The following is a 21,377-nucleotide window of genomic DNA, read 5'->3' on the forward strand; positions in this document are numbered from 1 at the left end:
GCCGGACGCACCAGCGTCCCCGCCGGCTGCGCTCCCGGCGGACGAGATGCATCCAGGGATCCAGCTGCTGCTCGAGATCGGAGCGAGCCGTCCGGAACTCCTGCTGACCGGGAAGGTGCTGACCGATCAAGGCCGCGTGGCCACCGTGATGCTGGAGGCCGGCTGGAGCAGCGAGCAACTGCGCCACATCATCACCGACCAGCCTTTGCCGCACCCGGTGCGCACCACGGTCGGTGCGATCATCGCCGCTCGTCTGCGGGCTGCTCAGGCCTACCCGCCGCCCGCCACGCTGGACAGCCGTCACCGCCGCGGCGACGTCCTGGAAGACGAGCCACGGGGGCGGGTGTCGGCCGAGCGGTCGGCCACGGCGTCCGCCGCACGCACGGTGACCGAGGCCCTGACCTACCGGGCGCTCGTCGAATGCGCCGACTGCGGCGTTCCCGGAACCGCCCCCGGCGAAGACCTCTGCCCGGCCTGCCTCGGATGGCCGCCGTGCCGAACCTGCCCCGGACCGACGCCCCGACGGGCCCACCCCGAGGGCGATGGCCGCTGCACCACCTGCGCCACCGCATCGACCCCACCAGCCGGAAGGAAGCACCCCATGACCACCTACGCACCACCGACGGCAGGGATCACTCAGCAGCTGAGCCCATTTGCGCAGCAGCCGCAGCAGCCGCAGCAGTGGGAGAGGAAACGATCCCGCGCCGTGCGCAGCGGGCATGTCTGCTGCGGCTCCCGTTGCGCGGCCGGATGCGAGCCTGTCCTGATCCGTGAACGGACGGGATGGGGGTGGATCGACTGGACAGTCCCGGCCGATGGCAGCCTGCCCGAACAACCGCACCGGGTCGCCGTGTTCACCCCGATCGCGACCCGGTCCCAGCGCCTCAGCCTGCGCTGGCTGGCCAGGCGTCCGGCACACCGGATCCGCCTCGGTCCCGTCACCGTACGACCGGCCACGACCGTCGTCACGGCCCTCACCCTGGCGGCGGCCACGCTCGCACTCATGCACGGCGTCCCCCTCAGCATCGTTCTGCCGGCGGCCGCTCTAGCCCCGCTGCTCGTGGAGCACCTGCCTGACCGGCTTGATACCCGCGCCGGCGAGCACGCCCGGATTGTCGAGGTCGAGGCTGCCTGCCGCTACCTGCAGCGTCTCGCCGCTCTGCACGCCGGCCTCGTCCAGGCGGCCGCCGGAAACGACCTCTACGAGGTGAGGCGCGCCGTCGAGATCGGCCACCACCAGCTGTTCGACACAGCAGACCTGCTCCAGCGTCACGACACCCGCTCGGCCTCCAGCGAGCTCATCGCCAGGGAGCGGCTGATGCTCCAACTCGCTGTTCAGACCCGCCAGATCGTCACGCCCACGGACGGCGACGCGGCGGCTGCCCGGCACGACCGGTTCGGCGGGCAGCCGCCGCTGGGTCCCTATCCGCCCGGGTCCCGTTGGCGGCCCCAGCCCTCAGGGGGCCTACTGGTTCCCCTCAACCCCGAGGCCATCAAGTGATGTTCGCCTGCGTAGGGTACGAAGTCTGGGCGGACTTCCGCAGACTGCTGACCGGTGTACGTGCCCCGCGCGCTCTTGTTGGCGTCCAGTCCCGTCGTGGTCTTCGGGACACCGGCGGCCGCGCGGACGGACTGGGTATCGATGATCACGAGGGACGGGTCCTCTAATCGCCGGGCCCTCTCCCGCACCTGGCAGCGCAGAAGTCTCTGGATCCGCTGGTCAAGACCGTCTTCGCGCCACAGGCCGAAGTAATAGAACACCGCTGACCGGGCCGGGAAGTCGTGGGGCAGGTAGCGCCACTGACAGCCCGCCCGGTTCTGATAGAAGATCGCGTTCACGACTTCCCTCAGATCGCAGGCCCCGGGATCACCGGTCGCCGACCCTGCCACCCTGTCCTGCTTCCAGGCCGTGATCATTGGCTCGATCAACGCCCAACGCTCGTCCGACAAGTCACTCGGACACGGTCTTCGACCCATGCCCGCATCCCAGCATGCGCATGGCCGATGGCCGGCTCGTAAGACGAACAGTCCCACGATCGAGCGATCACGAACCGAGGAAAACCGGACTTAACGTCCTCTCAGATCACCCAATTCTGCTGAATACCCAGGGTGAATAGCCCCGTTGCGAAGTGCCCCAATTTGGGGTCGCGGAGATCTTGACGGCGCTTTACCTTTCCCAACAGACTTCCCACACCTTGGGTGCCTCGCCCGACTGACACCCCCGTCTCGGGAGGGCGCGCCAGATGGAGGAAACTCGATGAGGAGTCCCCGCAGAGCGCGGCATTACGCGCTCTTGCTCGCAATTCCCTTGGTGGTCACCATGAGTGCCCTTCCGGCGCTCGGCGCCCCCACGAGCCAACCGGTCACACCCGACCGCGATTCCAGCACCGCCCAGAACGGTGTCGCACTGATGCGCATCGTCGTCCCCGATAAGTCGGGGGTGGACAAGCTTGACGCCATGGGTGTCGATTTGGCCGAATACAGTAAGCCGGTCGACAACGGCATCGAAGTGCACGCCGTCCTCAGCCCTGATGAGACAGAGAACCTGCGTGACCAGGGCTTCGACGTCCAGAACCCCATTTCGGACCAGGGCGATTACAACGCGAACATGCGCGCCCGTTCGCAGGCGGTCGCGATCGAGGCCGCCGACGCGGCCGAGGCTGACACGCTCACGCCCCTGCGCGCCGAGTGGTTCACCAGCCTCAACGACCAGCGGTTCCTGTCCGTCGAGGTGAAGTCCAGCGCGACGGACGCGCAGACCGTCCTCACCGCCTCTTGGGACAGTGGCAAGGGCACCGAGCCCGGCTCCGGCGGGACGGCGACGATGTCCCGCTTCACCGACGCCGGCGAGTACATGTACCACCGGTTCAGCGCGCCGTTGGCGATCACCGAGGCCCCCGCCACGGTCACCGTCACCAGCAGCCGCGGCGGCACGATCACCGTGCCAGTGACCAAGTGGCTGGGTGACCCGGTCAAGGCGCCGAGCCCGAACTACGTGTCGGACTTCGTCGACCACTACATGGACCCGACCGAGGTCACCGACCGGGTCGTCGGTCTCGCCAAGGAATTCCCGAACATCTCGGAGATCATCAATCTCCCGTACAAGACGAACGGCTACCGCCGCCAGGCGCAGGCGCAGTTCGGCACGGGTTCGGGGACCGCGCTGGCGAGCACGTTCTACGTGACCTCCAAGGCGTACGGCAGTGAGGGCGGCAACGACCTCAGCATCACGCTGAAGGACCCGGGAGCGAACAACGCTCCGCTGTCGGTCGCGGTCAACGGCAAGGAATTCGTGGTCAGCCTGGCCACGGACGCCTCCGGCGCGATCACCAGCACCGCGGGCCAGGTCGTGAACGCCATCAACGCCAACGCGGCGGTGTCGACGCTGGTGACCGCCAGCCTCTACCGGACCAGCAATGGCACCGGTGTGGTGGCCGCGGCCCCGGCGACCCCGCTGACCGACGGCCTCAAGGCGCCGGCGAGCGTCTCGCGTGAGCCGTTCCAGATGAAGGCGATCCGGATCGGCAAGCACCGGGACGGCTCGAAGACCGGTGTGTTCCTCTACTGCCAGGAGCACGCGCGCGAGTGGGTGACCCCGATCACCTGCGTGGAGACCGCCGAGCGGTTGCTGCGCAACTACGCGCGGGACGCGAACACCAAGAAGCTGGTGAACGACCTTGACATCTTCATCATCCCGACGATGAACCCCGACGGCGCCCACTACTCAATGTACGACTACAACATGCAGCGTAAGAACATGGTCAACTACTGCGCTGCGAACAACGCGGACCCGGCAAGCCGCAACTCCTGGGGCGTCGACCTCAACCGCAACTTCTCCGTCGGCAGTGGCTTCGACGGCTACACCGGCGGCAGCACCAGCTGCACCGGAGAGACCTACTCAGGTCCGTCGGAGCTGTCGGAGCCGGAAGCGCGCAACGAGGTGTGGCTCGCGAACAACTTCAAGAACATCAAGTTCGCGATGAACACCCACTCCTACGGCGGCTACTTCATGTGGCCTCCGGGAGCGTACAAGTCCGCCGGCCGTGAGGTGCTGCCGCGGACGGACATGGGCACGGAGAACTACTTCTGGAACGCCTCCACCCACATCCTGTCCGCCGTCCAGGACTGGCGCGGCACCGGCATCCAGCCGGGACGCACCGGCCCCGTCGTCGACGTGCTGTACTCGGCGGCCGGCAACAGCGCCGACGAGTTCTGGTACAACAACGGCATCATCGGCTGGGACTTCGAAGTCGGCACGGACCTCTACGACCCGGCCACCAAGAAGTACAACGCGGTCGGCTTCCAGCCCCCGTTCAGCGAGGGCCACGAAGAGGCCATGGAGTTCTCCAACGGCCAGATCGGCATCCTCGATGTCGCCCGCGCCTACGACAAGGACCACCAGCAGCCCACGTCGAAGCTCGCGGTGACCGACGCGTCCGCCACCTCGACGACGTTCACCTTCACCGTGGACGAGCCGGCGAACATCTACTACACGCTCGACGGCAGCCGCCCGACGATGAACTCGCCGAAGCTCGCCGCCGCGGGCATGCGCGAGGGCGCCGAGAAGATCACGGTCCACAAGAACACCGTCGTCCAGTGGTTCTCCATGGACCTCGCGGGCAACTACGAGCGGAACTACAAGCCCGACGGCAACGGCAAGAACTACAACAAGCAGAACGTAACGGTCGGCCGCACGAACTAACCCTCCGCTGACCCTCGGCCAACCAGCCCCGGCCCGTGCCACCCAGGCACGTGCCGGGGCTGTCTGCTGAGGTGCAACCGCGATGCCGGTCGGGAACGTGCCGGATGCAGCCCGTCGGCCCACTTCACCGGGGGACGCCAGAACACCTCGGGGTCAACGACTACCTCGGCGACGCGCGATCCGATGACCTGGTCGAGGTTGCCCGCGCCCTACGCACCTGCGCGCGGCGCGCACTCCGAAGGCCGACGAAGTCCGAGCCGCTATGCGAAGGGTCGTCGCTAGCCTCCGGTGCGCGGGGCGCCCGGACATGCCGCGACCTGAGCGTCCGCAGCCTTCACGGCGGTACGGTCTCGCCATGCCTACGCCGACCCGAGCCGAGGAAGCCCTTGCGTCCGTGCTGGCCGGCGTTCCACGCCCGAGCGAAGAGAACGGCGATCTACGAATCCTGGACTCATGGACTGCGGGCGAAGACACGATCTGCGTGGCCTATCAAGGCTGGTGGGAAGACGGCACGATCGGTCTGCGCCGCCCGATCGATGACGACTTGCCGGTGAGCTGGGTCGTCGGCCAGATCCTCGACGCCGAGTTGGGCGAGCCTCCTGGCGGCATGATCGAAGGCGCAGAGCCAGACAGCAGGGGCATTGTCTGGTGGCATGGCGAGCCGCCTGAGTGGTGGAAGAACGCGCTCCTCAATCCCGCCCGCTGACCGTTGCGACGTACTGGTGCGCCGCAGTACCGACCAGATGCCCTCGACCGGGTTGAGGTCCGGAGCGTAGGGCGGGAGTTGATAGACGGTGAGCCAGTCCCGTTCGGCGATGTAGCGGCGCATCCCGGCCGTCAGGTGGGTGTTCAAGTTGTCCCAGACCAGCACGATCGGGCCGCCGAGCTGCTGGTGCGCGGTCTGGATCAGATCGCGGTAGTCCTTCCAGGAGAAGCCTTTGCGTCCGACGGGTCGGGCATCTGGGCAGGGCCGGTAGATCAGCCGGGAGCGTTCGCCGGGTTTGTAGCAGACCAGGGCGGCGACGGATAAGCGCCGGCGGGAGCGCCCCCGCACGCGTATGACGGGAGTGTGGCCCCGTCGGGACCAGGTGCGGGTGGTCGGCGGCGTCATCGAGAAGCCGGCCTCGTCCTCGAAGACGAGCCAGGCACCGAGCGCCGCCACGGTCCTTCCACCTGGGGCCAGGTCTCCTTCACCCAGCCGGCCACCGCCGCCTCGTCGCGCTCCACCGCCCGGCGGGCCGGTACCTGGCAGCTCCAGCCATGCCTCTTGACTCGGTACTCAACCGTGATGCAAGGGGCCCGCGGCGACCCGTGCGTCCGGGGTCACAGGTCGTTGCGGTCCTGACTGTCACGCCAGTCAGGACCGCAACGACCTGGTTATGGCTGGTTGCCGGTAGGTCTACTTAACCGTATGTTGAGTTTTCCGCAACACATGCCTAGGGTCGTGCCCCGTGGAAACCGACGACGTCCTCGACGGCGCACCGAACGCCGACACCGCCGCCCGCGTCCGCGAGGTCATCGCGGCCGCGGCCGTCAGCCAGCGCGAGTTCGCGCGCCGGGTCGTCATGGATCCGTCCAAGCTCTCGCGTTCGCTGAGTGGCACCCGCCGCTTCACGGCCGCGGAGCTGGCGCGGATCGCCGACGAGGGCCGGGTCGACGCGGGCTGGCTGCTCGGCACCCGTCCCCGCGAGAAGGCCCCGGCGCCGGCCGCCGAGGTCGAGGGCGGGCGACCGCTGCAGATCGTCCGCGAGACGGTCCGGCTGATCGCGGAGCACGGCTTCCACGCGGTGCGGGTCGCCGACATCGCCCGCGCCTGCGCCACCAGCAGCGCCGCGATCCACTACCACTTCCCCGGCCGCGCCGAACTCCTCGAGGCGGCCGTGCGCTGGTGCATGGACGAGGACACCGCGGGCCGCGCCGCCCTCCTCGCCGAGGCGGACGACGCGGCGGCGGAGCTGCGCCAGCTCATCGCCCTACAGACGCCGCGCACCGCGCAGCAGCGCCGCCAGTGGGCGGTGTGGCTCGACCTGTGGTCCGAGGCCGCGCGCTCCACGGCGGTGGGCCGGCTGCACTCCGAGTACTACCGGCAGTGGCGGGAGACCGTCGCCGACGTCGTACGCCGGGGTGTCGCACAGGGCGTGTTCCGCGCCGGGGCCGACCCGCAGGCGGCGGCGCTGACGCTGACCGCGCTGATCGACGGCCTGGCGACGCACGTCCTCTCGGTGAGCGGCCCGTCGGCCGACCGTGCCGCGGACGCGATGCACGCGGCGCTCACCACCCACGTCACCCACACGATCCTGGCTCCGTAGCCCTGAGCGGCAACAATTCGGGAGGCCCCCACATGCCCATCACCGAGAACGTCATCATCACCTGCGCGCTCACCGGCGCGGGCGACACCGTCCGCAAGAGCCCCCACGTGCCCGTCACCCCGGAGCAGATAGCGAGGAACGCCGTGGAGGCGGCCGCAGCCGGAGCGGCCGTCGTCCACATCCACGTACGCGATCCGGAGACCGGCGACCCGTCCCGCGACCCGAAGCTGTACCGGGAGGTCGTCGAGTGCGTCAAGGAGACCGGCACCGACGTCGTCATCAACCTCACCGCCGGCATGGGCGGCGACCTGGTCATCGACCCGGACGACCCGCTCACCCACCTCCCTGGCACCGACCTCGTCAGCGGCCTGGACCGCCTCCCGCACGTCGAGGACCTGCTGCCCGACATCTGCACGCTGGACTGCGGCTCACTCAACTTCGGCGACGGCTCGAACCTCTACGTCTCGACGCCCGACATGCTCCGCGCGGGCGCGCGGCGCATCCAGGAGCTGGGCGTGCGGCCCGAGCTGGAGATCTTCGACACGGGTCAGCTCTGGTTCGCCAAGCAGTTGCTGGCCGAGGGCCTGCTCGACGACCCGACCGTGTTCCAGCTGTGCATGGGCATCCCGTGGGGCGCGCCCGCGGACCCCGGGGTGCTCCAGTCCATGGTCAACATGCTGCCGGACGGCGCGCGTTGGGCGAGCTTCGCGCTCGGGCGGATGCAGATGCCGTGGGTCGCGCAGTCGATCCTGCTCGGCGGGCACGTCCGGGTGGGCCTGGAGGACAACCTATACCTCGGCAAGGGCAACAAGGCGACCAACGCCCAGCTCGTCGAGCGGGCCGTGAGCATCACCGAGTCGATCGGCGCACGCGTCGCGACACCGGACGAGGCCCGCGCCACCCTCGGCCTCAAGCCGCGCAAGTAGCCCGCCGCGACGACGAAGGATCCCCCTCATGAACACACCCGGGACGACCGCACCCGAGAACGTCCGCCGTGTCGCCTGTGTCGGCGCCGGAGTCATCGGCGGCGGCTGGGTCGCCCACTTCCTGGCGCGCGGCTACAAGGTGACCGCCTGGGACCCCGCACCCGACGCCGAGGACAAACTGCGCCGCCTGGTCGACGCGGCGTGGCCGGCCCTCACCTCGCTGGGCCTCGCCGAGGGCGCCTCGGCCGACCATCTAACCGTGGCCGACACCCTCGAACAGGCTGTGGCCGGCGCCGAGTTCGTCCAGGAGAGCGCGCCCGAGAAGCTCGACCTCAAGCGCGATCTGCTGGCTCGCCTGGACGCGGCGACACCGCCCGGCGTCGTCATCGCCTCCTCCACCTCCGGCTATCCGATGACCGACATGCAGACCGCGGCCGCGGACCCGTCGCGCCTGGTCGTCGGCCACCCGTTCAACCCGCCCTACCTCATTCCGCTCGTCGAGGTGGTCGGCGGCGAGCGCACCGACGCGGCGGCGGTCGCCTGGGCCGCCCGCTTCTACGAGGTGGCGGGCAAGTCCGTCATCACGATGGACAACGAGGTGCCGGGCTTCATCGCGAACCGCCTCCAGGAGGCCCTGTGGCGGGAGGCGCTGCACATGGTCGCGAGCGGCGAGGCGACGGTCCGGGACATCGACCTGTCGATCACCGAGGGCCCCGGGCTGCGCTGGGCGGTGATGGGGCCGATGCTGACGTTCGCACTGGCGGGCGGCGAGGGCGGCATGGCGCACATGCTGGACCACTTCGGCCCGTCGCTGAAGTCGCCGTGGACGCGCCTGGAAGCTCCGGAGCTGGACAAGGAGTTGTACGACGCCGTGGTGGCCGGCTGCGACGAGGCGGCGGACGGCCGCTCCATCGCGGACCTGGTGGCCGAACGCGACCGGGGCGTCATCGACGTACTGCGCGCCACCGGCCGCCTGGACCGCGGGGAGGGCGCCCGATGACGAACCTCCCGCTGTTCCGCGGCACCGTCCGCCCGGAGTGGATCGACTACAACGGCCACATGAGCGAGGCCTTCTACGTCCTCGTCTTCGGCCACGCCACGGACGCGCTGATGATCGAGACAGGCCTGGACTTCGGCTACCGCGCGTCCACGGGCTGCTCCCTCTACACGGTCGAGTCCCACATCCGCTACCTGAGGGACGTGCCCGAGGCCGCGCATCTGGCCATCCGCACCCGCGTGTTGGGTGCGGCGGCCCGCAAGGCGCGTTTCGTGCACGAGATGTACGTGGTGCCCGAACCGGAGTCGGACCCGGCGCCCGACGCGGCGCCGGTGGCGACGACCGAGCTGCTCGCGGTCCACGTCGACCAGCAGGCGGGCCGGGCCGCCGAGTTCCCGGAGCCGGTCCGGCACCGCTTCACGGAGCTGACCGAGCCGGCTCCGGACTGGGCGGGCCGCTCCATCGCCGCCGTGGTCTGACGCGCGCCGGGGCCCGGACCCTGTGCCGGGCCCCGGCGCCGCTGCCGGAGACCGGGCCCTGTTCGTGGGTGGGCCGGTTGACGAGGCGGTCCCGCGATCTCGGGGCGGGTCTTGGTGGGTACGTCGCGCGTCGCCTTTGCCGTCGGGGGTCGGATCCTGACGGATGGCGCCCTCGACCCCGGCGCGGAGCGCCTAGTCGCGCTGCCAGGTTCCGTCCTGTTGCTGGGCGTGGGCGGTGCGTATGGTCTCAGTGAGCTCACGGGGGTAGAGGCTGAGCCGGCGGCCCATTCGTGAGCTGGTGCAGTGCTCCTTGACCGGGCAGGGGATGCAGTCCAGGGCGGCGAAGGCAACGACGGTCTTGGCCACGCCCTCCTGGACGACGTCGTTCCAGGTGGCGCTGATCTTTCCGGCCGGACAGACGGCTCGCTTGCGATCCCAGTCGATGGTGAAGTCGTCTGCGGCGAAGCCTTGTTGGGCCTTGGCCTGGCGGGAGGTGTCGAGCAGGACCGGGGTGACCAAGGCGATGCCGTAGTCCTTGGCGGACGAAACGATCAGGTCGGCGCTGGGGTAGCCGGAGTCGAGGTAGTGCCGGGCAGGCAGCAGGCAGCAGGCAGCAGGCAGCAGGCAGCAGGCAGCAGGCAGCAGGCAGCAGGCAGCAGACAGCAGGTGGCGGTGGCGAAGGGCCTGGTGGATCGTGTCCAGGGTTTTGCTGTCCGGCAGGGCGGAAACGATACTGCGTGACCACGCCGCCGTACGACAGCGGACGAACGCGGACGCCTGCGGACCATCGGCGCAGGTGAGGAGTTGGCCGGCCCCAGGCAGAGCCCAACACTGGCCCTGGGCCAACGAGCTCTTCGACCTGGTGCACGGATCACCTCCCACCGTCTGAGAAGCCCTGACCGCCCCGCCCATAAGGGCCCGAGACCGCCGAACAGTGGAAGAGCTGGACAGACCAGCGGATACTCCCAGCCCGAACGGCCGGATCATCTCGACCACCGCCACAGGCAACCCTGAAACGATCAGCCCGGAATCAAACCGGTGGAGTCGGGTTCAGTAGCAGCTACGTGCAACACGATCCCGCTTTTCTGTAACGGTACTGTCCACGCATGGGCGATCGGGCTCCTGGGGGTACGCGGGCACCGTACTCTGTCCGACGGCAAGCGTGGGGCAGGGGGAGATATGCCAATTCCAGGCAATGGCGCCGAAGGTATTGAAAATCGGTCAATCGGCATCTATCGACTGATTTCCCGACTCGGTGCGGGTGGCATGGGTGAGGTCTACCTGGCCCACTCCCCGTCAGGTCGCCGTGTGGCCGTCAAGGTGGTGCACTCGCAACTGGTGGAGGATCCCCTGTTCCGGGCCCGGTTTCGTCAAGAGGTGGCGGCCGCCCGGCGAGTCAGTGGGGCCTTTACCGCCCCAGTGGTGGACGCCGACCCGGACGCCCGGCAACCCTGGATGGCCACGGTTTATGTGCCTGCTCCGACCCTCTCGGGGTATATCCGGGAAAATGGCCCCATACCTGTGGACGAACTGTGGCAACTCTTTGCCGGATTAGCCGAGGCTCTGCGCGACATCCACCGTGCCCAAGTGATCCACCGGGACCTGAAACCTAGCAACGTACTAATTACCGATGACGGGCCACGGGTCATCGATTTCGGTATCGCCAAAGCCATTGACTGCAGCGCCAGCGAAGTGCACACCAAAACCGGCCAAGTAATCGGAACTCCGCCGTTCATGGCCCCTGAGCAGTGGCAGGTACCGCCGGCAATCAGCCCGGCCGCCGATGTCTTTGCGCTCGGCTCGCTCCTGGTCTACGCGGCCACCGGCCGCGGACCCTTCGACTCGGATCATCCATATGTGACCGCCTACCAGATCGTCCATCACGACCCCGACCTGAGCGCCCTCCCCGATCCGCTGCGGCCCATCATCGAAAAGTGCCTGGACAAGAACCCGACCCGTCGGCCCACCCCGGATGAGTTGCTTACCGTGGTGCACTCTCGCCGCGCCACCATTACTGCGCCAGGTCCGACGGACCAGGGTGCGGCGAGCGCGCGGTACAGGCGTCGCAGCAAGCACGGTTTCACACGTGCCCTCACGTCTGGGCTCGCAGCCATCAGTCTGCTGGCCGTGGGGATTCCAGTCGTGCTGAACTGGCGACACGAGTCAGCCCAGCGGACAACCGACTCCGGCGCCGGGTACAACGCCGCCACCAAAGGCATCGCCAACGCCTCGGAGACCAAGGGCGGTACGCTACGGTTTGTCTCCGCCCAGGAGGCCGACTCCTGGGACCCTCAGCGCACCTACTACGGGTTCGTGTGGGACTTCGCCCGCTACTACACCCGCAATTTGGTCACCTTCGCTCCGCAGCCAGGGCGCAAGAGCACTGCCCTGGTGCCTGACCTTGCCGCCGGCGTGGCCAAGGTCTCCGACAGTGGCACGACGTACACCTACGCACTACGTGACGGCATCACCTGGGAAGATGGTTCGCCAATCACTTCCCAGGACATCAAGTACGGCATTGAGCGGGGCTGGGCGGATGATGTCATCTCCGGCGGCCCCGCCCACCTCCAGAAGGCCCTCGACCCGAACAAAACCTACAAGGGGCCATATAACGACAAGGATCCACAGAAGCTGGGCCTGCAGGCCATCGAGACCCCTGACGAGAAGACGATCGTCTTCCATCTGCCCGAGCCAAACAGCGACTTCGAGCAGATGCTTGCTCTGCCGACGGCGTCCCCGGTCAAACGCGAGCGTGACACTGGCAGGCTATACGAACTGAAACCCTTTTCATCGGGTCCATACAAGTTCGCCGCATATGACCCGCACCGCAAGCTGGTCCTGGTCCGCAACGAACAGTGGAACAAGGAATCCGATCCGATCCGTCCGGCGCTACCCGACCGCATTGAGGTCACTTTCGTCACCGATGCGAACGATATGGACAACCGTCTCCTCAGCGGTGAATTTGATCTCGACTTGAACGGGACAGGACTCAGTCAGGCCGCCATCTCCAAGGTGCTGGGGAACGCTGACCTCAAGGAGCATCTGGACAATCCGAGGACCGGATACATCAGATACGCAGCCCTTCCGAAATCAGTCAAGCCGCTGGACAATATTCACTGCCGCAAGGCCATCATCTTTGCCGTCGACCATAAGGAGCTCCAAACGGCCCGAGGTGGGCCAATCGTCGGCGGCGATATCGCTCCGAATATGCTCCCTCCGTCCATTTCAGGCTCCGACCGGACCTACGATCTTTACGGCGTGCTCGACAACAACGGCAAGCCGAACCTTCAAAAAGCCAGGAGGGAACTCCAGGCATGCGGCAAGCCGAACGGTTTCTCCACGACCATTGCCGTGCGTAAAAACATACCAGCCGAGCTGGACACCGCTACGGCCCTGCAGAAGGAACTGAAGAAAGTTAATATCACCACCACGATCGACCGGATCGACGGCGCCGCGACCTTTGGAGTATTTAAGTCACCCAGGGCAGTGAAGGATAGAGGATACGGCATCATCCTTGAGGGTTTCGCTGCAGATTTTCCAACCGGTCAGGGTTTCTTGCGATCCCTGGTTGACGGGCGATTCATCCTGGAGACGGGTAACATCAACTATAGCGAGCTCAACGATCCGGAGATCAACGCCCTGTTCGACGATGCAATTGCCGAACAGGATCCGGTCAAGGCGGGAAGAATCTACCAACAGATCAACCGCAAAGTCTCCGCGAGTGCAGCATACCTGCCCATCACTTATGAGAAGATCATGATGTGGCGCGGCCCCCGATTGGCCAACGCATACACCGCCGACTCCTATTATGGCCGCTATGACTATGTGTCGTTGGGTATAAAATAGGAAATTACCCACTGCACCGGCCCTCTTCAACGAGTTCACTGGGTGACAGCGGTTCCGTGATCGACCTGATCAAGATGAGGCTGCACCTCAAACGTCGTCTTCCGCGGTTGTCACTACAAGCCCGCCGCAGGGTCGCCGTCGCCGAGGCTTATCCACCAGTGCCCGTCATCCTTCACCAGCGGCAGCTCCTGCCGTTGACCGCTTTGCTTGTACGCCACTGTCACCGGGTTGAAGTAGGGAACGGATCCCTCCAGCACGGTGACTTCGACGGGACCGCCCGCTGCCTGGCCGTACTCGCGTACGTACTTGGCCGCGGTAGGCCTGGGCTGCTTGTAAGCGGGCCCGGCGAGCTCGGCGATTCCCTTCGCGTCTCTGTCCTTGAGTCGCTGGACGTAGACCCGTACGAGAGTGTCGACGTCCTCGGTCGTCTCCTGTACGTCGGGGTACGTGGACTTTTCCGCGCGCACCGTCACATCGACCTTGGGCGCGTCGGCCAGGGCATAGGGCTCGTGGAACCAGTTCCACCACACCCCCGCGGTGATCCCGACGACCAGCAGGCCACTGCCGAGCGAACCAACCAGCTTCCTCATATGCACCTTCCTCCAGTACCAGTTGGACTTGACGCGGTGAACGAGCAGTCGGCTCCCGCATACTGAGACGGCTGGCCGGCTCCGGAGCCGCTGTAGTACAGCACAGATGTACAGCAACCGTGGCGTCCGCAGCCGACCGTCACCAGCGCTCGACGACCGATTCACCAGCCCGGCAGACCTCAACGACCGTCCCGCCCATAGTTCGCATCGAGGGGGCGCGTGAGTGGCTGCTGAACTTGAACTCGTGACGTCGGGTGTTGGCAAGGCTGACCGCGAAGTGCCCCGTGGCCGAGAACGGGGCCTGCTGGTGGATCCGACAGACCGTGCGGCTACTCTCAGCCCACCGCAGCCTCGGTCGTGGCCAAGCCAACGCTTTGGTCTGTGAGGAGCATGTCCGATGGCTCGCACCACCCCGCCACGTCCGCTCGATGTCGAGACGCTGTTCCCGGAGGTGGCCGACTATCGGAAGACGGCCGTTCGCCTGCATCCGCGCCTCGGCGATCCGAGCGCGCGGGACAGCTCGCTCGGCGGACCCGTGCTCTGGCCGCTCTCGGAGCCCTAGCCCCACTGCGAGGACGACCACCCGCGCACGGCGTTCTCCCCTCCCGCCCAGGGACCGATCCCGCTCGTCCCGGTCCTCCAGCTATTCGCAACCGACGTGCCTGACCTGGCCTTCCCCAGCACCGCCGATCTACTGCAGGTGCTCTGGTGCCCCTTCGACCACGAGGGCGGCTACGTTCCCCGCCCCGAGATGTATTGGCGGGACAGCTCCCTGAGCGACCTACAGCCGGCCAATCCACCCTGCCCGACCGGCCCTGACAACGACTACCTTCCGGACCCGTGCGTCCTGCATCCTGAGCGCGTCACCGACTACCCGAACTGGGACCTCCCGGGCGAGGTTGCCGACGCGCTCGAAGTCAGGTTCGAACAGCTGGAGGAGGAAACCGGCTGGTCTTACTGGTCCCACCTCTCCGTGTCAGACGGCGTCAAGGTCGGCGGGTACCCGACGTGGACGCAAGAGCCTAACTGGCCGACGTGCCCTATATGCAGTGTGCGCATGGAGCATCTCCTGACGATCAACAGCTCCGAGTTCGACGGCGAGAGCTGGCGCACGTGGCTGCCCATCGAGGACACCCCGGCCACGGGAACTATCTGGGACCTTCCTTACGAACAACGCACCGAGATCCAATGCCCCCCTGGGCTCACGCTCGGCGACATGGGCGGCATCTACCTGTTCGAATGCACCAGCTGCCCCGACAGGCCCTTCGCCTACCGCTCAGACTGTTCTTGACCGCGCGCGGCTTCAATCAAAGGGCCATACCGGTGCCCGCGAGGCAGCCGTCGATCACTTCGGGGCGGTACTGCAGCATCTTGAGCTTGCGTTTCACGGCTCGGGTGATCTGGCCAAGGTCGGCGGCGGCGAGGTTGCCGATGCCGCCCCATGGCCGTAGCCGGTGCGGGGACAGGTCACCGCTGACCCGCTTCGAGCTGGCGGGGGACCGCTCCCGCCCGCCGAACCGGCCGCCGCCGTCGAACAGTTCGACTGCCCCACCTGCCGCCGGGAGCGGTTGAACCAGGCCACGGAGTGGCAGGCCAGGACACTCCCTAACCTGCCACTGCCTCACGAAGCCGTCGGCGTCTACTCGTGGCTGCCATAGGGGCGCGTGATGATCTCCATGCCATGCCCGGCGGGATCCATGAAGTACAGGCCCCGCCCGCCGTGGTGGTGGTTGATCTCTCCAGGCTGCTTCAGATGCGGATCGGCGTAGTACGTGATCCCGGCCTGCTGGATACGTGCGAGGGCCGCGTCGAACTCCTCGTCGGAAACGAGGAACGCGTAGTGCTGCATGACGATCGACTCCGCCGGGATGGCGGCGAAGTCCAGGGTGACCCCGTTGCTGGTGGCCACGGGAATGAACGGGCCCCACTCGGTCCCGACCTCAAGCCCCAGGATGTGCGCCAGGAACTCGGCCGACTCCCGGTTGTCCCGGGCATGGATGATGGTGTGATTCAACTCGACTGACATGTGTGGAATGCCTCCGCGAGGCAATCTCACGGGCACCTCCATGCCTCACCCAGCCGGTGACCGACACGCGATGCGTGCGCGTGATCCTAAACAGCAACGCTCACGCCGTCGAGGCGTCTCCCGAGGAAGTAGACCTTTTCGGCCACGGGGCGTCACGCATCCCCAGCCCAGGACGAGAACCGGCGACAGTTGAATACGCGAGCCCACCAGTATCAGCCCCCGGGCTGCCCACGTCGTCAGCAGCCCGTGGGCGGCCGGGCCGCCGACGACCAGCACATGCACGGGGACGTTGAGGCGGGCAAGGGCGGCGTCGACGACGTCGGGGTCCTTGTAGGGCCACCAGCCGCCGATCACGCACACGAAGGCTTGTCGGATGGGATGCGAAGGCCTCCCGGCCCGTCCGCGGTCGGTGTCGGTGAGGCGGCAGCTGGGGTCGGCGACGGCGAACGGTCGCACCTGGAGGCGTAGTCGGGGTAAGCGGGCCGCGAGGTCCTCGCGTACGGCGTCGGTGGGGGTGAGCACCCTGACCCGCCGCTCGCCATGGCGGGTCAGGCATCCGAGGATGCGGAGCGCGGTGTCCTCCGAGGTGACCAGCTCGTGCACGAACCGGACGTGGTCCCCGCCCAGCAGCCCGGCGGCGCCGTGCAGGGCCTCGCTCGCGCTGAGCACCACCACCGTGCCCGCACCTCCGGTCATGCGGCGGCCGGTGTGGACGCAGGCGGACTCTGTAGCCTGGCGTGGCTGTACGTCGGGGGAGCTGACCGTGGAGAACATCTTGTCCGTGGCCATCGGGGCCGCTATCGGCCTCATAGGGGTGATGTTCGGTTCGTGGTTCACCGCACGCCGACAGGACCGCATGTGGCTCCGCGAACAGAAGCTCAAGGCCGGGATCGGCTTCAACACGGCCGTAGTTCAGCTACTGGACTATCTGAAGGAAACACAGCTGAGTGACGACGGCCCCGGAGTCAACGAGTTGGCGAACCGGATGCAGGAGGCGCGCTCAGCCCTCTACCTGCTCTGCGCAAGCGACACCGTCGATCTAGCTGACGCTCTCGCGCGTCGGGTCTGGAGCACCCGGCCCACCGATGGCAGGGACGACCGCCGGGCCGAGTTCCGGGAGACGTTGGATCTCCTGCGTCGTTTCACCCACCAGCTCCGGCAAGAGATCGCCAGATCGTAGTTCCCAGTGGATCGGGACTCCTATCTCTGACACCAGGGGACAAGTGCCGGTGGCCTCGATGACCACGCAGTCGCTGTCCATGACGAAGCCGATCAGTACCGGTGCGCGCGTCTCCCGAGCCAGCGCGACCGCCAGCGGCTCGGCGTCGATTCCGGGCTCTCCGGGATGCTCCCACACCTGCCAGTGAGCCTTTGCCAACTTGCCTCGTGAGCTGATCAGTTGGTTCGACAGATGAGTGAAGCCCCTGGTAGACGGGTTCACGACCAAGATCACCCGGTACCCACCAGAGGCTTCGCATGCTTGTCTACCCGTGTGGGCTGGACGTGTCCAGTCGATCCCTGTCCTTCCTCGCTGCTCGCCTGCGAGAACACCGTCGTCGGATCAAGAGCCGCTGGCGTCGGCTCCTGGCCGGCCGTCAAGCCCTGCTGGTGTTGGCGCATCTGCGGAACGGAACCATGTACGCCCAGCTCGCGACGGGTTTCGGGGTCGGGACGAGCACGGTCTACCGCTTCATCAGCGAGAGGCCGTCGACCTGCTGGCCGCACTGGCACCGACCCTTGACGAGGCCGTCCGGGCTGCTTCGACGAAGGCGTACGTCCTGCTCGACGGGACGCTCCTGCCCATCGACCGGATCGCCGCCGACCGGCCCTTTTACTTCGGGGAAGCATAAGAAGCACGGCATGAACGTGCAGGTCATCGCCGATCCGTTCGGCCGGCTGCTATGGGCCTCGCCCGCACTGCCAGGGGCCGTTCACGACGTTCGGGCGGCCCGCGAACACGGCATCATCAACGCCCTCGACCAGGCCCGAATCCCTTGCTGGGCGGACAAGGGCTAACAGGGCGCCCGCGGTACGGTCCGGGTTCCGTTCCGCGGCCGATGGGAGACGCTTTCCACAGGTCAGCAGGCCGTGAACCGATCCCAGGCCAAGATTCGTGCCCTCGTCGAACAAGCCATGGCTACCCTCAAGAACTGGCGACTCCTCCGCAAACTCCGCTGCTCGACCACCCGCATCACGGGCCTGGTCCAAGCTGTCCTCACCCTGCGTCACGCCAGCTCACCCGCAGGTTGAAAAGACCTCAGTGCCCCGAAAGCCGTTCGTGCACGCTCAAGCGTTCCCGGACCTCGCCCAAGAACCTCAATTCCTCTATCCGGCACTGGGTTCTCGCCACAATGAAGTATCCCCAGTACCCCACCCGAGTCCCCGCTTCCATCGATCACGAGATGTGGGTGTCTGTCACCAGCGGCCATGGACGTTCCGGCGGACGACGAGGCGTCGACCTGGTCCTGTCGGCTACGTCATACAGGGATATCGAGACCGCGCACAATGGCACTCACGTCCTCGACGTGAGTGTGCCGGTCGGCCTCCGGCCGGTGAGGTGGGCTCGGCCCTACTCGCGGGAAGGTTCCGCAGTGGATCAGGTGCTCCCTGCGACGGCCGCGCCCATCCTGCTGATCGCGGTCTCCAGAACAGGGCGAGGCGTCGCGAAGTTGAGGCGGACGTGCCCGGCGCCGGCATGGCCGAAGGCGGTCCCGTCGGTGCAGGCGACCTGGGCGTGTTCCAGGAAGAAGTCGCGCGGGTTTGCCCGGATACCCAGCTTCCTGCAGTCGATCCAGGCGAAGTACGTGGCCTCGGGTACCTGAAATTGCGCTTGGGGCAGATGCTGGCGGATCAGGTCGGCCACCAGGAGCCGGCTGTTGGACAGGTAGGCGACGATGTCATCGAGCCACGGCTGACCGTGGCGGTATGCCGCGGTGGCGGCAACGGCTCCCAGAGTCCCGGCTCCCAGTTCGGCGCGGGGGCAGCGGTCATGCCAGGTCCGCAAGTCCGCAGCGTTGGACAGCACCATGTGCGCGCACTTCAGCCCCGCGAGATTCCACGCCTTCGACGCGGAGATGGCCGTGACCGTGTGTGCCGCTGCCTCCGCGGACACCAATGCATAAGGGACGTGCCGTCGACCCCCGTAGGTCAGGGGTGCGTGGATTTCGTCCGCGAACACACGGGATCCTCGTTTCTGGACGACCTCGGCCAAGGCCCTCAGTTCGTCCGCCTCTGCTACGGCGCCGGTCGGATTGTGGGGATTGCACAGGACCACGAGACCGGCGCGTTCTTCTAGAGCCTTCCCGATGGCTTCCAGGTCGAGTCGCCACCGATCCGCGGAGTGGATGAGCGGCACTTCGATGATCCTTCGACCCTTGGCGGCGGCGACTTTGAGAAACGGCGTGTACGCGGGAGTGGGGACGACGATGGGCGAGCCTGGCGGCGAGTAGTGTTCGATGGCCAGCGTGTAGCACTCGATGACGTCGGCGACTGGTCGAACGTGTGACGGGTCGACGCGCCAGTCGAAGCTGCGGGCCAGCCATGCCGCAGCTGCCACGGACGAAGCTCGGCTCACCGATGGTGACATGTAGCCCACGGCGCCTTGGTCGACCGCCGAGCGGAGCGCGTCGTGCACGGGCTCAGCGATCCCGAAATCCATCTCGGCGACGAAGGCGCCGATCGCACCGGGAAAGGTGGACCACTTCTCACCACCGACCGCGCGTAGGTGCGCCTCGGTGATTGCGTCCAGCTGTGCCACGGTGGGCATGGTCGTCTCCTCTTGGTCCGTGGCCGCTGTGTGGGCGGCCACCTGCAGGGCTGTACTCACCCGAGCCGGGCGGCACCGTCGGTTGAAAGAGCGATGGTTTCGGCGGTGGTGGACTCGTCGTGCTTCGTCATCCACCGAGCGCCTGCGCGCGCTCCCCGCCAGAAGTAGACGAACGAGATCAGCCCGACTATGAGTGAGTCCCACGGGGCTTTGAGCCAACCATGGCCGCCGAACGAGCCGAGTAGTGAGGCGATCGCGATGGCGGCCATGAACTCGAAGAACCAGAGGCCCGCTCCGAGCGCTCCCTGGCGGTTTCCGGTGCGGCCGAATGCGGCTACGAGTGCGTAGACGACGAGGCTGGCCAAGAGCAGCGGAAATCCACTCCGGATGACCGGCCAGCCCGACCAGTACACGATCATGCCGGCCAAGGTGAAGCTGACCGGTGCCACGACGGGGATGGTCCTGCTGATCCACGTGTCGCTCCGGAGTCCCTGCCGGCGGAAGACCATGACGGTCACGGACACGATCGCGTAGCCGATGGCGAAGAACATCCCGAGCGCGGAGGTGAGGTTGTGCCAGCTGGCGTAGAAGATCAGCAGGGCTGAGCCTACGACGAAGTTGAGCAGCAGGGCGTTCCGAGGCACACCCGACCCCGTATGCACGCGGGCGATCGCTGAGGGGAACGTGCGGTTCTGGGCGATGCCGTAGGTGGAGCGCGCATCCATGCCTGTCGTGGCGTACTGGGTCACGGCGGGTGAGTACACACCGTCGGCGACGAGGAGCCAACCGAGCCAGCCGAGGTTCAGCAGGAACGCGAGCTGTGCGAACGGGGAGTTGAAATTGATCCCGCTCCAGCCTTCCTTCTCCAGCATGGCGTGCGGCAACGCACCGAGGTAGGCAAGTTGCAGACCCAGGTAGAGGACGAACGCCGCGCCGAGGCCGAGGAGTGTGCCGAGGGGTATGTCCCGAGCCGGATTCTTCACCTCGCCGGACATCTGCGCCGTGTGGTAGATGCCGCCGAACGAGTAGATCAGGCCGCCGGTGACCACGGCGTTCAAGACGCCCGGCATGCCGTTGGGTGCCCAGCCTGGTCCGCCTGTGAAGTTGCTTGAGTCGAAGCCACTGGCGGTCAGGAGCGCGATCGTGGCCAGCGGGATCACGAGCTTGGGGATCGTCAGGAAATTGTTGAGCCGTGCCAGCTGCTTGAGTCCCCACCAGGCGACGAGTGTGAAGGACGCGTTGACGAGAAGACCGACGAGCAGACCCGGCACGGTGAGGCTGCCATCGGCGTAGAGCGCCGGCCACCAGTGCGCGCCGTACTGCAGGAGGCCGGCGACCTCGCTGCCGGCGGCTACCGCGACCTGGAGGAAGGTGAGCCAGCCGATCGCCGCTCCGAGCAAGGGGCCACACGCCTGCTGCGGCCACCGGATGTTTCCGCCGGACAATGGGCGGACCACCGAGAGTTCGATGTACACCAGGCTGACAATCAACGTCATCGCGCCCGCGATGACCCAGGACACCATAGACAGCGGGCCTGCGATCTGAGCGGCGTAGTAGGCGGCGAAGAGCCACCCGGAGCCCACCATCGCGGTGAACGTGAACGCGCCCAGTGAAAGTGGCCCCAGCACCCGGTGAAGGCGCTGGTCATTGACGTCTTGCGACTGCTGATCGATCATGAGTTCGTCCCTGAAGAGTTGGTGTCACGTTCCAAGTGCCTTTTCTGAACCTGCTGATCA

The 21,377-nt window shown here is 66.9% G+C and carries 16 protein-coding genes and 4 pseudogenes; 11 read left to right on the plus strand and 9 right to left on the minus strand.

Annotation, left to right across the window (positions count from 1 at the left end; translation table 11 throughout):
* Nucleotides 1–46 precede the first annotated feature (46 nt).
* Nucleotides 47–1,501, plus strand: coding sequence for a hypothetical protein (locus ACIHCX_RS16400; RefSeq protein ID WP_400029820.1), 1,455 nt, complete (start codon nucleotides 47–49; stop codon nucleotides 1,499–1,501).
* A 50-nt stretch (nucleotides 1,502–1,551) separates the two neighbouring features.
* Here ACIHCX_RS16400 and ACIHCX_RS16405 read toward each other — a convergent pair.
* Nucleotides 1,552–1,977 (minus strand): annotated as a pseudogene (locus ACIHCX_RS16405) (transposase); the annotation flags it as partial.
* Between the two features lie 343 nt (nucleotides 1,978–2,320).
* Here ACIHCX_RS16405 and ACIHCX_RS16410 point away from each other — a divergent pair.
* Nucleotides 2,321–4,702 (plus strand): M14 family metallopeptidase, encoded by a 2,382-nt coding sequence (locus tag ACIHCX_RS16410; protein WP_400029822.1) that lies wholly within the window; start codon nucleotides 2,321–2,323, stop codon nucleotides 4,700–4,702.
* Nucleotides 4,703–5,405: 703 nt separating this feature from the next.
* Here ACIHCX_RS16410 and ACIHCX_RS16415 read toward each other — a convergent pair.
* Nucleotides 5,406–5,813 (minus strand): annotated as a pseudogene (locus ACIHCX_RS16415) (transposase); the annotation flags it as partial.
* A pseudogene (locus tag ACIHCX_RS16420) lies at nucleotides 5,810–5,974 on the minus strand (winged helix-turn-helix domain-containing protein); the annotation flags it as partial. The pseudogenes ACIHCX_RS16415 and ACIHCX_RS16420, both read right to left, overlap by 4 nt.
* Before the next feature lie 179 nt (nucleotides 5,975–6,153).
* On the opposite strand from ACIHCX_RS16420, the gene ACIHCX_RS16425 reads away from it, so the two are divergent.
* From ACIHCX_RS16425 to ACIHCX_RS16440, 4 genes are read left to right on the plus strand one after another with little or no spacing between them, the layout of a single operon-like run.
* Nucleotides 6,154–7,011 (plus strand): TetR/AcrR family transcriptional regulator, encoded by an 858-nt coding sequence (locus ACIHCX_RS16425; RefSeq protein ID WP_361427046.1) that lies wholly within the window; start codon nucleotides 6,154–6,156, stop codon nucleotides 7,009–7,011.
* 32 nt (nucleotides 7,012–7,043) lie between these two features.
* A complete protein-coding gene (locus ACIHCX_RS16430) occupies nucleotides 7,044–7,937 on the plus strand; it encodes a 3-keto-5-aminohexanoate cleavage protein (RefSeq protein WP_376412743.1) in 894 nt (297 codons plus the stop codon).
* A gap of 28 nt (nucleotides 7,938–7,965) precedes the next feature.
* Nucleotides 7,966–8,937, plus strand: a complete 972-nt coding sequence (locus tag ACIHCX_RS16435) for a 3-hydroxyacyl-CoA dehydrogenase NAD-binding domain-containing protein (RefSeq protein WP_400029825.1) — start codon at nucleotides 7,966–7,968, stop codon at nucleotides 8,935–8,937.
* Nucleotides 8,934–9,413: a thioesterase family protein gene (locus tag ACIHCX_RS16440; protein ID WP_400029827.1), complete on the plus strand. Its 480-nt coding sequence runs from the start codon at nucleotides 8,934–8,936 to the stop codon at nucleotides 9,411–9,413. The genes ACIHCX_RS16435 and ACIHCX_RS16440 overlap by 4 nt, the downstream gene beginning before the upstream one ends.
* A gap of 192 nt (nucleotides 9,414–9,605) precedes the next feature.
* Here the strand turns inward: ACIHCX_RS16440 and ACIHCX_RS16445 are convergent, their stop codons facing one another.
* A complete protein-coding gene (locus tag ACIHCX_RS16445; RefSeq protein ID WP_400029829.1) occupies nucleotides 9,606–10,259 on the minus strand; it encodes a transposase in 654 nt (217 codons plus the stop codon).
* A 333-nt stretch (nucleotides 10,260–10,592) separates the two neighbouring features.
* Between ACIHCX_RS16445 and ACIHCX_RS16450 the strand changes: the two genes are divergently transcribed.
* Nucleotides 10,593–13,259 carry an ABC transporter substrate-binding protein gene (locus tag ACIHCX_RS16450; protein ID WP_400029831.1) on the plus strand — a complete coding sequence of 889 codons (2,667 nt, stop codon included), beginning with the start codon at nucleotides 10,593–10,595 and terminating at the stop codon, nucleotides 13,257–13,259.
* A gap of 113 nt (nucleotides 13,260–13,372) precedes the next feature.
* Here ACIHCX_RS16450 and ACIHCX_RS16455 read toward each other — a convergent pair whose 3' ends face one another.
* Complete coding sequence (locus ACIHCX_RS16455) at nucleotides 13,373–13,849, minus strand: hypothetical protein (protein WP_400029833.1); 477 nt, start codon at nucleotides 13,847–13,849, stop codon at nucleotides 13,373–13,375.
* 397 nt (nucleotides 13,850–14,246) lie between these two features.
* Between ACIHCX_RS16455 and ACIHCX_RS16460 the strand changes: the two genes are divergently transcribed.
* Nucleotides 14,247–14,411: a hypothetical protein gene (locus ACIHCX_RS16460; protein ID WP_400029835.1), complete on the plus strand. Its 165-nt coding sequence runs from the start codon at nucleotides 14,247–14,249 to the stop codon at nucleotides 14,409–14,411.
* 96 nt (nucleotides 14,412–14,507) lie between these two features.
* On the plus strand, nucleotides 14,508–15,140 hold the full coding sequence (locus ACIHCX_RS16465) for a DUF1963 domain-containing protein (RefSeq protein WP_400029837.1): 633 nt from the start codon (nucleotides 14,508–14,510) through the stop codon (nucleotides 15,138–15,140).
* Nucleotides 15,141–15,488: 348 nt separating this feature from the next.
* Here the strand turns inward: ACIHCX_RS16465 and ACIHCX_RS16470 are convergent, their stop codons facing one another.
* Both ACIHCX_RS16470 and ACIHCX_RS16475 read right to left on the minus strand, forming a co-directional pair.
* Entirely contained in the window at nucleotides 15,489–15,875 is a 387-nt protein-coding gene (locus tag ACIHCX_RS16470; protein WP_400029839.1) for a VOC family protein, read from the minus strand.
* A 45-nt stretch (nucleotides 15,876–15,920) separates the two neighbouring features.
* The gene (locus tag ACIHCX_RS16475; RefSeq protein ID WP_400029841.1) at nucleotides 15,921–16,664 is read right to left on the minus strand and encodes a hypothetical protein; all 744 of its coding nucleotides are present in this window, start codon (nucleotides 16,662–16,664) and stop codon (nucleotides 15,921–15,923) included.
* Between ACIHCX_RS16475 and ACIHCX_RS16480 the strand changes: the two genes are divergently transcribed.
* Together ACIHCX_RS16480 and ACIHCX_RS16485 are read left to right on the plus strand one after the other, a co-directional pair.
* Complete coding sequence (locus ACIHCX_RS16480) at nucleotides 16,639–17,055, plus strand: hypothetical protein (RefSeq protein ID WP_400029843.1); 417 nt, start codon at nucleotides 16,639–16,641, stop codon at nucleotides 17,053–17,055. The two genes, ACIHCX_RS16475 and ACIHCX_RS16480, sit on opposite strands and share 26 nt — an antisense overlap.
* Nucleotides 17,056–17,351: 296 nt before the next feature.
* Nucleotides 17,352–18,125 (plus strand): annotated as a pseudogene (locus ACIHCX_RS16485) (transposase family protein).
* Nucleotides 18,126–18,471: 346 nt separating this feature from the next.
* Here the strand turns inward: ACIHCX_RS16485 and ACIHCX_RS16490 are convergent.
* Nucleotides 18,472–19,641 carry a MalY/PatB family protein gene (locus ACIHCX_RS16490; protein WP_400029845.1) on the minus strand — a complete coding sequence of 390 codons (1,170 nt, stop codon included), beginning with the start codon at nucleotides 19,639–19,641 and terminating at the stop codon, nucleotides 18,472–18,474.
* A 56-nt stretch (nucleotides 19,642–19,697) separates the two neighbouring features.
* Nucleotides 19,698–21,317, minus strand: a complete 1,620-nt coding sequence (locus tag ACIHCX_RS16495; protein WP_400029847.1) for an APC family permease — start codon at nucleotides 21,315–21,317, stop codon at nucleotides 19,698–19,700.
* Nucleotides 21,318–21,377: the final 60 nt, after the last annotated feature.

This window comes from Streptomyces sp. NPDC052043, assembly GCF_044548235.1.
Taxonomy (GTDB): domain Bacteria; phylum Actinomycetota; class Actinomycetes; order Streptomycetales; family Streptomycetaceae; genus Streptomyces.